The sequence below is a fragment of the Janthinobacterium sp. 64 genome, assembly GCF_002813325.1.
In the GTDB taxonomy this organism is placed as follows: Bacteria; Pseudomonadota; Gammaproteobacteria; order Burkholderiales; family Burkholderiaceae_D; genus Janthinobacterium.
In genome coordinates this window covers 2,987,865-3,000,585 of sequence record NZ_PHUG01000001.1, presented here as the reverse complement: position 1 = coordinate 3,000,585, position 12,721 = coordinate 2,987,865, and the positions used below count along the sequence as shown (strand labels likewise).

The window sequence follows — 12,721 nt, the reverse complement described above, 5'->3', positions numbered from 1 at the left end:
CGTGTTGCGGTCGAATCAATAAAAGCAGCAGTTTACTTGGCTGCGCGGGTAGCGCGGCAATAATTTGCCGGAAGCGCGGGTGGCACTTCGTGATGTTTTCTCATAAGCAATATCATACGCACAAAAAACCCGCACAAGATACGAATTTTTAAAATGATTCATATCAAGTGTATGCAAATCGTTTTTTGTATCGTATTATCTGTTCATCGCACCGCGTTGCTGCGCAAAATCAAAGACATGGGAGACACATCATGTACGCACAAATGGTTGAAACCGGCCTCAAGAACGTCCGTTCCCTCGACGACATGGGCCAGGAAGAGCGCGCTTTCCAGGCGCGCATCGACGAAGGCATCAAGATCGAGGCCAAGGACTGGATGCCGGACGCCTACCGCAAGACCCTGATCCGCCAGATTTCGCAGCACGCGCATTCGGAAATCGTCGGCCAACTGCCCGAAGGTAACTGGGTCACGCGCGCGCCGACGCTGAAACGCAAATCGATCCTGCTGGCCAAGATCCAGGACGAAGCCGGTCACGGCCTGTACCTGTACAGCGCCGCGGAAACGTTAGGCGTGTCGCGCGACGACTTGCTGGCAGCCTTGCACTCGGGCAAAGCCAAGTATTCCAGCATCTTCAATTATCCCACCCTGTCGTGGGCGGACATGGGCGCCATCGGCTGGCTCGTCGACGGCTCCGCCATCATCAACCAGATTCCCCTGTGCCGCTGCTCGTATGGCCCGTATGCGCGCGCCATGATCCGCGTCTGCAAGGAAGAATCGTTCCATGCGCGCCAGGGTTACGACATCATGATGTCGCTGTGCAAGGGCACGCCGGCACAGAAAGCCATGGCGCAGGATGCCTTGAACCGCTGGTGGTGGCCGTCCCTGATGATGTTCGGCCCGTCCGACGCCGCCTCCGTCAACAGTGCCCAGTCGGCGCAATGGCGCATCAAGCTGTTCTCGAACGACGAATTGCGCCAGCGCATGGTCGACCAGACCGTGCCGCAAATCGAATACCTGGGCTTGACCGTGCCCGATCCCGACCTGAAATTCAATGCGGAAACGGGCCACTATGCATTCGGCGAGATCGACTGGTCCGAGTTCAACAATGTATTGAAGGGCAATGGTCCGTGCAACCGCGAGCGCCTGCAAACGCGCGTGAAAGCGTATGAAGACGGCGAGTGGTTCCGCGATGCCTTGCTCGCCTACGCTGACAAGCAAGCCGCTAGCAAAGCGGCAGCCTGAAAAATATCGATAAAAGGGGATAGCAACATGAGCAAAGAATGGCCATTGTGGGAAATTTTCATCCGCAGCCAGCACGGCCTGGCGCACAAGCATGTGGGCAGCCTGCACGCTTCCGACGCCACCATGGCGGTCAACCATGCGCGCGACGTCTACACGCGCCGCAATGAAGGCGTGAGCATCTGGGTGGTGCGCGCGGCCGATATCGTCGCCAGCAGCCCCGGCGACAAGGGCGCCCTGTTCGAACCGTCGAACAGCAAGGTGTACCGTCATCCCACCTTCTTCCCGATGCCGGAAGAAGTCAAGAACCTGTGATGGGAGCGCCTGCAATGGATGACAAGCTCACTCAACAAAAATTCGATTACCTTTTGCGCTTGGGCGACAACGCCCTGATCCTCAGCCAGCAGCTGTCGCAGCTGTGTGGCAAGGGGCCGGCGCTGGAAGAAGACATGGCGCTGACCAACGTGGCGCTGGACTTGCTGGGCCAGACGCGTTTGTGGTTCAGCTATGCGGCCGAACTGGAAAACGCGGGCCGCGACGAGGACGACATCGCCTTTTTGCGCGATGCCCACGACTTCAAGAATTGCTTGCTGGTCGAGCAGCCGAACGGCAATTACGCCGACACCATGATGCGCCAGTTCTTCTTCGACAGCTGGCATTACTTCCAGCTGCTGGAACTGACGAAATGCAGCGATCCACGCATCGTCGAAGTGGCGCAAAAGTCGGTCAAGGAAGTGACCTATCACCTGCGCCGCAGCGGTGACCTGATCGTGCGCCTCGGCGACGGCACGGCCGACAGCCACGCGAAAACGCAGGCCGCCGCCGACAAGCTGTGGATGTACACGGGCGAGATGTTCACCTACGACGCCGTCGACCAGGCCATGCTTGCCGCCGGCATCGCGCCGCCATCGGACGTGTTGCGCCAGGCTTTCCTCGAACACGTGGCCGAGATCTTCGCCGAAGCCACTTTGACCATGCCGGCGCCCGACGCCTGGATGCAAAAGGGCGGAAAGCAGGGCACGCACACGGAGCACCTGGGATTCATTTTGGCCGAGATGCAGTTCCTGCAGCGCGCCTATCCCGGGGCGGAGTGGTAATGAACGCGGCCGCTGGCGCTGCGGCGCTGGACGCCGCCCAGGTATGGGCCTGGCTCGGCGACGTGCCGGACCCGGAAATCCCCGTCATTTCGGTGGTGGACCTGGGCATCGTGCGCGCCGTCGACGTGGTCAGCAGCGAAGAGTGCATCGTGACGATCACGCCCACGTATTCGGGCTGCCCGGCCATGCAGGTGATCGCCGACGCCGTTACGGATGCCTTGCGCAGCCACGGTGTGGCCAGGGTGACCCTGGTGAACCAGCTGGCGCCCGCCTGGACGACGGACTGGATGAGCGAAGCAGGCAAGGCCAAGCTGAAAGGCTATGGCATCGCCCCGCCGCAGCAGCAGGTGATCGACATCAGCGGCCTTGGTAGAGGAACAGCGGGTGGCGTCAAGCGCCAGCCCATGCCGAAGCTGGACGTGATCTGCCCGAACTGCGGCTCGACGCATACGCAGCTGACCAGCCAGTTCGGTTCCACGCCGTGCAAGGCCCTGTACAAATGCATGGCTTGCCGCGAACCGTTTGACTACTTCAAGTGCCACTAAAAAAATCAGGCACACGTTCCGAAGAAACTGGAGATGAAGCATGAGTAAATTTTATCCGCTGTGCGTGGCGAACGTGCGCAACGAAACGCGCGACACCATCGCCGTCACGTTCGACGTGCCATTTGAGTTGAAGCAGCAGTTCCGCTTCCAGCAGGGCCAGCACCTGACCCTGCGCGCCAATATCAACGCGGAAGACGTGCGCCGCTCGTATTCCATCTGTTCGGCGGTGCAGGACGGCACCCTGCGCGTGGCCATCAAGCGCACGCCGGGCGGCGCATTTTCGACTTGGGCGAACGACACCCTGAAGGCCGGCGCCACCATCGACGTGATGCCGCCCATGGGCCACTTCAACGTGCCGCTCGACTGCGTCAACCGCAAGCATTACCTGGCGTTCGCGGCCGGCAGCGGCATCACGCCCATCCTCTCCATCATCAAGACGACCCTGCTGACGGAACCACTGAGCCGCTTCACGCTGTTCTACGGTAACCGCGCCTCCTCGTCCGTCATCTTCAAGGAAGAATTGACGGACTTGAAGGATGTGTACCTGGAGCGTCTGAACCTCGTCTACGTGATGAGCCGCGAGCAGCAGGATATCGAATTGTTCAACGGCCGCATCACGCAGGAAAAATGCGAACAGTTCCTGCAGCACTGGATCCGTGTGGAAGACTACGACAATGCCTTTATCTGCGGCCCGGAAGACATGATGCTGGGCGTCTCCGCCGCCCTGCAGGCGGCCGGCATGCCCAAGCAGAACATCAAGATCGAACTGTTCGCCGCCAGCATCCCGAAAAATGCCCACAAGCCGCGCGTCCAGCTGGCCGCCGATACTGTGCAGGAAACGGAAGTGACCGTCATCATGGACGGCAACCACACCACCTTCACGATGGACAAGGATAAGGAATCGATCCTCGACGCGGGCCTGCGCGCCGGGCTGGACATGCGCTATTCGTGCAAGGGCGGCGTATGCTCGACCTGCCGCTGCAAGATCCTCGACGGCAAAGTCGAAATGGACGTCAACTACGCGCTGGAAGACTACGAAGTGGCGCGCGGCTTCGTCCTCAGTTGCCAGAGTTTTCCGCTGACCGACAAGGTGGTGGTCGACTTCGACCAGGCTGAATAACATCAGACCCCAAGCGAAGACTGGGGTCGGACCCTCAGGGTCCGACCCCGGCACTTGCATCTGGGTTTAAAAAATTGAAGCGAGACGCCATGACCTACCAAAACATCCTCTTCACCATCGAACAGGGTATCGCCACCCTGACCCTGAACCGTCCCGACAAGCTCAATAGCTTCACGCAAGCCATGCACGAGGAAGTGCGCGACGCGATTGCGAAAGTCAACGCCGACAGTTCCGTGCGCGTGTTCGTATTGACGGGCGCGGGCCGCGGCTTTTGCGCGGGGCAGGATTTGTCCGACCGCGCCGTGGAACCCGGCTCGAAGGGCGTGGACCTGGGCGAGTCGGTGGAAAAGAACTACGCGCCGCTGGTGCTGGCCTTGAAAGCCTTGCCCATGCCGGTGATCTGCGCCGTCAACGGCGTGGCCGCCGGCGCGGGCGCCAACCTGGCGCTGGCCTGCGACATCGTCATCGCCGGCAAGTCGGCCAGCTTCGTCGAAGTGTTTTGCAAGCTGGGCCTGATCCCGGACACGGGCGGCACCTTCTTCCTGCCACGCCTGATCGGTTCGGCGCGCGCCATGGGCCTGGCCATGCTTGGCGAAAAACTGACGGCGGAAAAGGCCGAGGACTGGGGCTTGATCTGGAAATGCGTCGAGGATGCTGAACTGGCGCAGGAAACGCGCAAGCTGGCCGTGCACTTTTCCACGGCGCCGACCAAGGGCCTGGCGTTCACCAAGCAGGCGCTGGCTCTCAGTGGCGCCAATACCCTGCCGCAGCAGCTGGCGCTGGAAGCGCGCATGATGAGCGATCTCGGACACAGCGATGATTACCGCGAAGGCGTGGCCGCCTTCATGGAAAAGCGCACACCGCAATTCAAGGGACATTGATATGGCAGCTCTGGACAACAACAGTATCGTCGCCGTCATCGGCAGCGGCGCCATGGGCGCCGGCATCGCGCAGGTGGCCGCCGCCGCCGGTTACAGAGTCAAACTGTATGACACGCGCGCGGAAGCCGTCAGCAAGGCCTTGCTCGACATCGGCAAGATGTATGCGAAGCTGGCCGAGAAGGGCCGCATGACGGCGGACGAAGCCACGGCCGCCACGGCGCGCCTGCAGGCGGCGGGCAGCCTGGCCGATGTGAGCGATGCTGCCCTGGTGGTGGAAGCCATCGTGGAAAACCTCGACGTCAAGCGCGGCCTGTTCGCGGAACTCGAAGCGCTGGTTGGCGACGACTGCATCCTGGCGACGAATACCTCGTCGATTTCCGTCACGGCGATTGCCGCCAGGCTGCGCCGTCCGGAACGCCTGGTCGGCATGCATTTCTTTAATCCCGTGCCCCTGATGGCGCTGGTCGAAGTGATCAGTGGCCTGGCCACCAGCGAGCAGGTCGCCGCCACCGTCTACGACACCTCTATCGCCTGGGGAAAGAATCCCGTGCATGCGAAATCGACGCCGGGCTTTATCGTCAACCGTGTCGCCCGTCCGTTCTATGCGGAAGGCTGGCGCCTGTTGAACGAACAGGCGGGCGATCCTGCCACCATCGATGCCGTGCTGCGCGAAGCGGGCGGCTTCCGCATGGGCCCATTCGAATTGATGGACTTGATCGGCCACGACGTGAATTTCTCCGTCACGCAATCCGTGTTCGGCGCCTATTTCAACGACCCGCGCTTCACGCCGTCCGTGCTGCAGCAGGAAATGGTCAACGCCGGTTTCCTCGGCCGCAAATCGGGCCGCGGCTTTTACCCGTATGGCGAAGGCGCCGTTGCCCCCGTGGCGCAGGCGGAAGACGCGCAGGCCAAGCCCGAATTCGTCGCCCTGTCGGCCGCCATCGGCGGCGATGGGCGTGGCCACAGCGGCATCATCCGCAGCCTGGTGCAGCGCCTGGAGCAGGCGGGCATCACCGTCAGCCGCCGCGTGACGCAGGAAGGCCAGGCGATGGACGAAGCGCCAGCCCTGCATTGCCATGGCGCCGCGATCTACCTGACAGATGGCCGCAGCGCCACCCAGCGCGCGCACGATAACCAGCATCCGGACACGGTGCTGTTCGACCTGGCGCTCGATTACGCCGGTGCCAAACGCATCGCCGTGGCCCGTGCCGACCAGTGCAGCGATGCCGCCTACGCGGCCGTCGTCGGCCTGTTCCAGACGGCCGGTTTCATCGTCACGCGCCTGGACGACGTGCCTGGCCTGGCCGTCATGCGCACGGTCGCCATGCTGGCCAACGAGGCGGCCGACGCCGTCAACCAGGGTGTGTGCACGGTGGCCGCCGTCGATATCGCCATGCAGAAGGGCGTGAACTATCCGCGCGGACCGCTGGCCTGGGCCGATGCCGTCGGCGTCCAGCACATCGTCACCGTATTGCAGCATCTGGCGCTGGGCTATGGAGAAGACCGCTACCGGGTCTCGCCGCTGCTGCGCCGCAAACTCGCCAATGGAGCACCGTTTCATGCCGAATGATATGTCAAATAAGGATCACAACATGACCGCGCAAGCCCTGGCCGAAGCGGCCGCCGCCTCCATGCTGTCGCGCGATAACGCCACCGCCGCCATGGGCATCGCCCTGGCCGACGTGGGCCCCGGCCATGCGCGCATGACGATGACGGTGCGTGCCGACATGCTCAACGGCCACCAGACCTGCCACGGCGGCTTTATCTTCGCCCTGGCCGACAGCGCCTTCGCCTTTGCCTGCAACAGCTACAACATGAACACCGTGGGCGCCGGCTGCACCATCGATTACCTGGCGCCGGGCCGCGAAGGCGACGTGCTGACGGCGCATGCCGTCGAACAGGCGCTGGCGGGCAAGAGCGGCGTCTATGACGTCAAGGTCAGCAACCAGGAAGGGCGCGCCATCGCGCTCTTTCGCGGCAAGTCGATCCGCGTGGCCGGTGAAGTCATCAGCAATTGAAGTGACAAGAGCAGGCTTGAACTGCCGGTACCGATTGAACAGTTAAAGAATTAAACAGGAGACAGAGATGGTCCAGAGAACCCCAGCACCGAATGACCTCGAACCGATCGAGCGCGCCAGCAAGGATGAACTGCAGGCGCTGCAGCTCGAACGCATGAAATGGACGCTCAAGCACGCGTATGACAACGTGCCCCATTACCGCGCCGCTTTTGACGAAGCGGGCGTGCATCCGGACGACCTCAAATCGCTGTCCGATCTGGCCAAATTCCCGTTCACCGATAAAAAAGTCTTGCGCGACAATTACCCGTTTGGCCTGTTTGCCGTGCCGCGCGAGCAAGTGGTGCGCATCCACGCGTCGAGCGGCACCACGGGCAAGGCCACGGTGGTCGGCTACACGCAGAACGACATCGACACCTGGGCCAACGTGGTGGCGCGCTCGATCCGCGCCGGCGGCGGCCGCGCGGGCGACATGGTGCACATCTCCTATGGCTACGGCTTGTTCACGGGTGGCCTGGGCGCGCATTACGGCGCCGAGCGTCTCGGTTGCACGGTCATCCCGATGTCGGGCGGCCAGACGGAAAAGCAGGTGCAATTGATCCAGGATTTCAAGCCGTCCATCATCATGGTCACGCCGTCCTACATGCTCAACATCATCGAGGAATTCACGCGCCAGGGTCTCGATCCGGCTGAATCGTCGCTGAAGGTAGGCATCTTCGGCGCCGAGCCGTGGACGGACGCCATGCGTGCGGAAATCGAAGCGCGCGCCGGCATCGACGCCGTCGATATCTATGGCCTGTCCGAAGTAATGGGTCCTGGCGTGGCATCCGAGTGCATCGAGAGCAAGGACGGTCCCGTCATCTGGGAAGACCATTTCTACCCGGAGATCATCGATCCGGAAACGGGAGAAGTGCTGCCGGATGGCGAGGAGGGCGAACTGGTGTTTACCTCGCTGACGAAAGAAGCGCTGCCCATCATCCGCTACCGCACGCGCGACCTGACCCGTTTGCTGCCGCCGACCTCGCGGGCCATGCGCCGCATCGGCAAGATCACGGGCCGCTCCGACGACATGCTGATCATCCGCGGCGTGAACGTCTTCCCCACGCAGATCGAAGAGCTGATCCTCAAGATGCCGAAGCTGGCGCCGCAATACCAGCTGGTGGTCACGCGCGATGGCCACCTCGACAAACTGGAAGTGATCGCCGAGCTGCGCATCGACCTGAGCGCCACCATCTCGGCCAGTGAGACCGATGGCCTGGCGCGCGAGCTGGAACACCGCATCAAGACGCACGTGGGCGTGAGCACGCGCGTGCGCCTGGTGGCCGCCGCCGGCATCGAACGCACCCTGACGGGCAAGGCCCGCCGCGTGGTCGACCAGCGCCCGAAGCTTTTCCCCTGATAGTTTGAACAAGAAAACGAACAAGGAAGCAAACATGAACGAAGCCTTTATCTGTGATGCCGTGCGCACTCCCTTTGGCCGCTATGGCGGCGCGCTGTCCAGCGTACGCGCGGACGACCTGGGCGCGCTGCCGATTGCCGCGCTGATCGCCCGCAACCCGTCCGTCGACTGGGCCGCCATCGACGACGTGTTCTACGGCTGTGCCAACCAGGCGGGCGAAGACAACCGCAACGTGGGCCGCATGGCCGCGCTGCTGGCCGGTTTGCCGGCGGCAGTACCGGCCAATACCATCAACCGCCTGTGCGGCTCCAGCCTGGACGCCGTCGGCATGGCTGCCCGTTCCATCAAGGCGGGCGAGGCGGAGCTGATCATCGCCGGCGGCGTGGAAAGCATGACGCGCGCGCCTTTCGTGATGGGCAAGGCCGACAGCGCGTTTTCGCGCGCGGCGAAAATCGAAGACACGACCCTGGGCTGGCGTTTCGTCAACGGCAAGATGAAAACGCAGTACGGCATCGACACCATGCCGGAAACGGCGGAAAACGTGGCCGTGGAGTTCGGCATCAGCCGCGCCGACCAGGATGCCCTGGCCTTGCGCAGCCAGCAGCGCTGGGCCGCCGCCAACGCGGCTGGCGTCTTTGATCGTGAAATCGTGCCCGTCGCCGTGCCGCAAAAAAAGGGTGACCCGAAGATGGTGACGATGGATGAACATCCGCGCCCCGACACCTCGATCGAGATGCTGGCAAAGCTCAAGGGCGTGGTCAAGGCTGACGGCACCGTCACGGCCGGCAATGCCTCGGGCTTGAACGACGGCGCTTGCGCCATCCTGCTGGCGTCCGCCGCCGCCGTCGACAAATACAAATTGACGCCGCGCGCAAAAGTGCTGGGCATGGCCACGGCCGGCCTGGCGCCGCGCATCATGGGTTTTGGCCCGTCGCCGGCCACGCGCAAGGTGCTGGCGCAAACGGGATTGACCATCGAACAGATGGACGTGATCGAGCTCAATGAAGCGTTTGCCGCGCAGGCCCTGGCCGTCACGCGCGACCTGGGCCTGGCGGACGACGCGGCCCACGTGAATCCGAATGGCGGCGCGATTGCCATCGGCCATCCGCTGGGCGCATCGGGCGCGCGCCTGGTGATGGCGGCCCTGAACCAGCTGGAACGCACTGGCGGGCGCTATGCGCTGTGCACCATGTGCATCGGCGTGGGGCAGGGTATTGCCGTAGTAATTGAACGCGTATAACAGAGTAAAAGCAAAGTAAACATAAAAGGCGCAGGCTTGTAAAAAAGCGCCAACCATAATTGACCGTAGTGCCAACCTGGTGGAGACCATAATGATTGCCAATATCTTCAAGAAAACCCTGATCGCCGGCGTGCTGGCCATGTCCGCCGCGGGCGCGTATGCGGCCGATAACATCAAGATCGGCTCCGTGCTGTCCGTCACGGGACCGGCCGCCTTCCTGGGCGACCCTGAACTGAAAACCCTGCAACTGTATATCGAGAAGATCAACGCGGCCGGTGGCGTCCTGGGACGCAAGCTGGAACTGGTCCACTACGATGACGGCAGCGACGCGGCCAAGGCCAACGGTTTTACCAAGCGCCTTATCGAGTCCGACAAGGTCGATGTGCTGATCGGCGGCACCACCACGGGTGCGACGATGGCGATGGCGCCGCTGGTCGACCGCGCCAGCATGCCGTTCATTTCGCTTGCCGGTGCCGTGGTCATCATCGACCCGGTCAAGAAATGGGTCTTCAAGACGCCGCACACGGACCGCATGGCGGCCGAGAAGGTATTCGAAGACATGAAGAAGCGCGGCATCAGCAAGGTGGGCCTGCTGTCTGAAACGAGCGGCTTCGGCGCTTCGGGCCGCAAGGAATCGCAGATCGTCGCCTCCAAATACGGCATTACCCTGGTGGCCGATGAAACCTACGGCCCGAAAGACACGGACATCACGGCGCAGCTCACGCGCATCAAAAATACGGCTGGCGTGCAAGCCGTCTTCGTCTTCGGCCTGGGCCAGGGCCCGGCGGTCGTGACCAAGAACTATGGCCAGCTGGGCATGGCCGCGCTGCCGCTGTACCAGTCGCATGGCGTGGCGTCGGACGAATACCTGAAATTGTCGGGCAAGGCCGCCGAAGGCGTGCGCCTGCCAACGCCGGCCCTGCTGATCGGCGCCATGCTGCCCGACAGCGACGCGCAAAAGGCCATCGTGGTCGGCTACGACAAGACGTATAAAGACCGCTACAAGATCGATCCGTCGACCTTTGGCGGCTATGCGCTCGACGCTCTGAACCTGTCGGTCGACGCCATCAAGCGCGCCGGCGGCACGGATCGCGAAAAAGTGCGCGCGGCGCTGGAATCGACCAAGGGTTTTGTGGGGACGACGGGTGTCTTCAACATGTCGGCAAAAGATCACATGGGCCTGGACCTGTCGGCTTTCCGTATGGTGGAAGTGAAGAACGGCGAATGGCAATTGTCGAAGTGATGTTCGAAACAAGGTAAGCCAGAAGTACCTGCGCGAGGCCGCCCTCGAAGCGGCCCGCGCATCGCCGAACATAATGGAGACACCATGGAAGTCGCACAATTTCTACAATTTCTGTATTCCGGGATGACGGTCGGTTCCGCCTATGCGCTGGCGGCGCTGGGCTTTACCATCATCTACAACACCAGCGGCGTGATCAACTTCGCGCAAGGCGAATTCATCATGCTGGGCGGGATGCTGGCCGCCGTGATGTCGGCCGCCGGCGTGCCGCTGCCGCTGGCCATCATCCTGGCCGTCATCGCCACGGGCCTGGTTGGCCTGCTGATGGAAAAAACCGTGATCGAACCGGCGCAAAATGCGCAGGTCATCACCTTGTTGATCATCACCATCGGCGCCTCGCTGGTGCTGCGCGGCCTGGTGCAAATCTGGCTGGGCAAGGATACGCATACACTGCCGGCGTTTTCCGGCGACGCGCCGATCGAATTTTTGGGTGCCAGCCTGCTGCCGCAAAGCCTGTGGGTGCTGGGCGTGACGGTCGTCATCGTGCTGGTGCTGGGCTGGTTCTTCGGCCGCACCCTGATGGGCAAGGCCATGCTGGCCACCTCGCACAACAAGCTGGCTGCGCAACTGGTGGGCATCAACACGCGCAAGGTGCTGCTGTTCTCGTTCGGCCTGTCAGCGCTCTTGGGCGCGGCGGGCGGCATTCTCGTCGCACCGATCACGTACACCTCGTACGACGCGGGCATCATGCTGGGCCTGAAAGGCTTCGTCGCCGCCGTATTGGGTGGCCTCGGTGGCGGCGCCGGCGCGATTGCCGGTGGCCTGATCCTCGGCATCGCCGAAGCCATGACGGCCGGCTATATCTCCTCGGCCTACAAGGACGCGGTCCCCTTCGTGCTGATCCTGCTGATCCTGTTCTTCCTGCCGCAAGGCTTGTTTGGCGCTAAAAATTCGGAGCGTGTATGACGACCTTCTTCTCCCGCTCGCGCCACGGTGGTTTGCTGGTGCTGGCACTCGTGCTGGCCATCCTGCCCCTGTTCCTCACGAATGCGTTCTACTATGACGTGGCGATCCGCATCGCCCTGAACGCCATCGTCGTCATCGGCCTGAACCTGTTGATGGGCTACACGGGCCAGATCAGCCTCGGTCACGCGGGTTTCTATGGCCTGGGCGCGTATGCGTCGGCCGTGCTGACCACGCACTACAACTGGCCGCCGCTCGCTGCCCTGGCCGCCGGCGCCGTCGCGACTGGCCTGCTGGCGCTGCTGCTGGCGCGCCCCGTGTTGAAACTCAAAGGCCATACCCTGGCCATGGCCACCCTGGGCCTGGGCATCATCATCTCCATCGTGATCAACAACGAGACACAGTGGACGGGTGGCCCGGACGGCATCGGCGTGTCCACCTTCAGTGTCGCCGGCCTGGAAATCGCCGGTGAAAAATCGTGGTACCTGGTGTGCGCCGTGCTGCTGCTGCTGGTCACGTGGCTGGCGCTGAACCTGATCGATTCGCCCGTCGGCCGCGCGCTGCAGGCGATCCACGGTTCGGAAGTGGCGGCCCGCGTCGTCGGCGTCGATACGACCCGCTTCAAGGTGCGCGTGTTCGTGCTGTCGGCCGTCATTGCCAGCATTGCGGGCAGCATCAGTGCCCACTACATCGGTTTCATCACGCCCAACCTGGCCGGCTTTTTCCACTCGATCGAGCTGGTGACGATGGTGGTGGTGGGTGGCATGGCGTCGATCTTCGGTTCCATCATCGGCGCGGCCCTGCTGACGATTCTGCCGCAGCTGCTGTCCAGTTTTGAAGGCTGGGAAACGGTGGTGTTTGGCGTGATCCTGATGGCCACCATGATCTTCATGCCCAAGGGCCTGGTGCCGAGCCTGGCCAGCCGTTCGCGCAAGCGTTCCGCTACGCCGAAAGCACCGCCCAAATCTGCGCAGGAGGTCTGA

At 62.6% G+C, this 12,721-nt stretch carries 13 protein-coding genes; all 13 read left to right on the top strand.

Going from position 1 to position 12,721, the window contains the following annotated elements; genetic code table 11:
• Nucleotides 1–251: 251 nt before the first annotated feature.
• Nucleotides 252–1,241 carry a 1,2-phenylacetyl-CoA epoxidase subunit PaaA gene (gene paaA / locus CLU91_RS13195; RefSeq protein ID WP_100874527.1) on the top strand — a complete coding sequence of 330 codons (990 nt, stop codon included), beginning with the start codon at nt 252–254 and terminating at the stop codon, nt 1,239–1,241.
• 27 nt (nt 1,242–1,268) lie between these two features.
• Complete coding sequence (gene paaB, locus CLU91_RS13190) at nt 1,269–1,553, top strand: 1,2-phenylacetyl-CoA epoxidase subunit PaaB (RefSeq protein ID WP_100874526.1); 285 nt, start codon at nt 1,269–1,271, stop codon at nt 1,551–1,553.
• A 14-nt stretch (nt 1,554–1,567) separates the two neighbouring features.
• Nucleotides 1,568–2,335 (top strand): 1,2-phenylacetyl-CoA epoxidase subunit PaaC, encoded by a 768-nt coding sequence (paaC, locus tag CLU91_RS13185; protein ID WP_100874525.1) that lies wholly within the window; start codon nt 1,568–1,570, stop codon nt 2,333–2,335.
• Nucleotides 2,335–2,880, top strand: a complete 546-nt coding sequence (paaD, locus tag CLU91_RS13180) for a 1,2-phenylacetyl-CoA epoxidase subunit PaaD (protein ID WP_100874524.1) — start codon at nt 2,335–2,337, stop codon at nt 2,878–2,880. The genes paaC and paaD overlap by 1 nt, the downstream gene beginning before the upstream one ends.
• Before the next feature lie 40 nt (nt 2,881–2,920).
• Nucleotides 2,921–4,000 carry a 1,2-phenylacetyl-CoA epoxidase subunit PaaE gene (gene paaE, locus CLU91_RS13175; RefSeq protein ID WP_100874523.1) on the top strand — a complete coding sequence of 360 codons (1,080 nt, stop codon included), beginning with the start codon at nt 2,921–2,923 and terminating at the stop codon, nt 3,998–4,000.
• 89 nt (nt 4,001–4,089) lie between these two features.
• Complete coding sequence (gene paaG / locus CLU91_RS13170; RefSeq protein ID WP_100874522.1) at nt 4,090–4,881, top strand: 2-(1,2-epoxy-1,2-dihydrophenyl)acetyl-CoA isomerase PaaG; 792 nt, start codon at nt 4,090–4,092, stop codon at nt 4,879–4,881.
• A 1-nt stretch (nt 4,882) separates the two neighbouring features.
• The gene (gene paaH / locus CLU91_RS13165; RefSeq protein ID WP_100874521.1) at nt 4,883–6,451 is read left to right on the top strand and encodes a 3-hydroxyacyl-CoA dehydrogenase PaaH; all 1,569 of its coding nucleotides are present in this window, start codon (nt 4,883–4,885) and stop codon (nt 6,449–6,451) included.
• Between the two features lie 22 nt (nt 6,452–6,473).
• On the top strand, nt 6,474–6,899 hold the full coding sequence (gene paaI, locus CLU91_RS13160) for a hydroxyphenylacetyl-CoA thioesterase PaaI (RefSeq protein WP_419177867.1): 426 nt from the start codon (nt 6,474–6,476) through the stop codon (nt 6,897–6,899).
• A gap of 67 nt (nt 6,900–6,966) precedes the next feature.
• Nucleotides 6,967–8,295, top strand: coding sequence for a phenylacetate--CoA ligase PaaK (gene paaK / locus CLU91_RS13155; RefSeq protein WP_100874520.1), 1,329 nt, complete (start codon nt 6,967–6,969; stop codon nt 8,293–8,295).
• A gap of 34 nt (nt 8,296–8,329) precedes the next feature.
• The gene (pcaF, locus tag CLU91_RS13150; protein WP_100874519.1) at nt 8,330–9,535 is read left to right on the top strand and encodes a 3-oxoadipyl-CoA thiolase; all 1,206 of its coding nucleotides are present in this window, start codon (nt 8,330–8,332) and stop codon (nt 9,533–9,535) included.
• Nucleotides 9,536–9,626: 91 nt separating this feature from the next.
• Nucleotides 9,627–10,778 (top strand): ABC transporter substrate-binding protein, encoded by a 1,152-nt coding sequence (locus tag CLU91_RS13145; RefSeq protein ID WP_100874518.1) that lies wholly within the window; start codon nt 9,627–9,629, stop codon nt 10,776–10,778.
• An 84-nt stretch (nt 10,779–10,862) separates the two neighbouring features.
• Nucleotides 10,863–11,741 carry a branched-chain amino acid ABC transporter permease gene (locus tag CLU91_RS13140; protein ID WP_010401459.1) on the top strand — a complete coding sequence of 293 codons (879 nt, stop codon included), beginning with the start codon at nt 10,863–10,865 and terminating at the stop codon, nt 11,739–11,741.
• Nucleotides 11,738–12,721: a branched-chain amino acid ABC transporter permease gene (locus tag CLU91_RS13135; RefSeq protein ID WP_100874517.1), complete on the top strand. Its 984-nt coding sequence runs from the start codon at nt 11,738–11,740 to the stop codon at nt 12,719–12,721. Before CLU91_RS13140 ends, CLU91_RS13135 begins: the two co-directional genes overlap by 4 nt.

Bases quoted from the DNA above. Each gene is read 5' to 3' on its own strand.
- paaC (WP_100874525.1), top strand. From the start codon at position 1,568: ATGGATGACAAGCTCACTCAACAAAAATTCGATTACCTTTTGCGCTTG.
- paaE (WP_100874523.1), top strand. From the start codon at position 2,921: ATGAGTAAATTTTATCCGCTGTGCGTGGCGAACGTGCGCAACGAAACG.
- paaB (WP_100874526.1), top strand. From the start codon at position 1,269: ATGAGCAAAGAATGGCCATTGTGGGAAATTTTCATCCGCAGCCAGCAC.
- paaG (WP_100874522.1), top strand. From the start codon at position 4,090: ATGACCTACCAAAACATCCTCTTCACCATCGAACAGGGTATCGCCACC.
- CLU91_RS13135 (WP_100874517.1), top strand. From the start codon at position 11,738: ATGACGACCTTCTTCTCCCGCTCGCGCCACGGTGGTTTGCTGGTGCTG.
- paaD (WP_100874524.1), top strand. From the start codon at position 2,335: ATGAACGCGGCCGCTGGCGCTGCGGCGCTGGACGCCGCCCAGGTATGG.
- pcaF (WP_100874519.1), top strand. From the start codon at position 8,330: ATGAACGAAGCCTTTATCTGTGATGCCGTGCGCACTCCCTTTGGCCGC.
- paaK (WP_100874520.1), top strand. From the start codon at position 6,967: ATGGTCCAGAGAACCCCAGCACCGAATGACCTCGAACCGATCGAGCGC.
- paaI (WP_419177867.1), top strand. From the start codon at position 6,474: ATGACCGCGCAAGCCCTGGCCGAAGCGGCCGCCGCCTCCATGCTGTCG.
- paaH (WP_100874521.1), top strand. From the start codon at position 4,883: ATGGCAGCTCTGGACAACAACAGTATCGTCGCCGTCATCGGCAGCGGC.
- CLU91_RS13140 (WP_010401459.1), top strand. From the start codon at position 10,863: ATGGAAGTCGCACAATTTCTACAATTTCTGTATTCCGGGATGACGGTC.
- paaA (WP_100874527.1), top strand. From the start codon at position 252: ATGTACGCACAAATGGTTGAAACCGGCCTCAAGAACGTCCGTTCCCTC.
- CLU91_RS13145 (WP_100874518.1), top strand. From the start codon at position 9,627: ATGATTGCCAATATCTTCAAGAAAACCCTGATCGCCGGCGTGCTGGCC.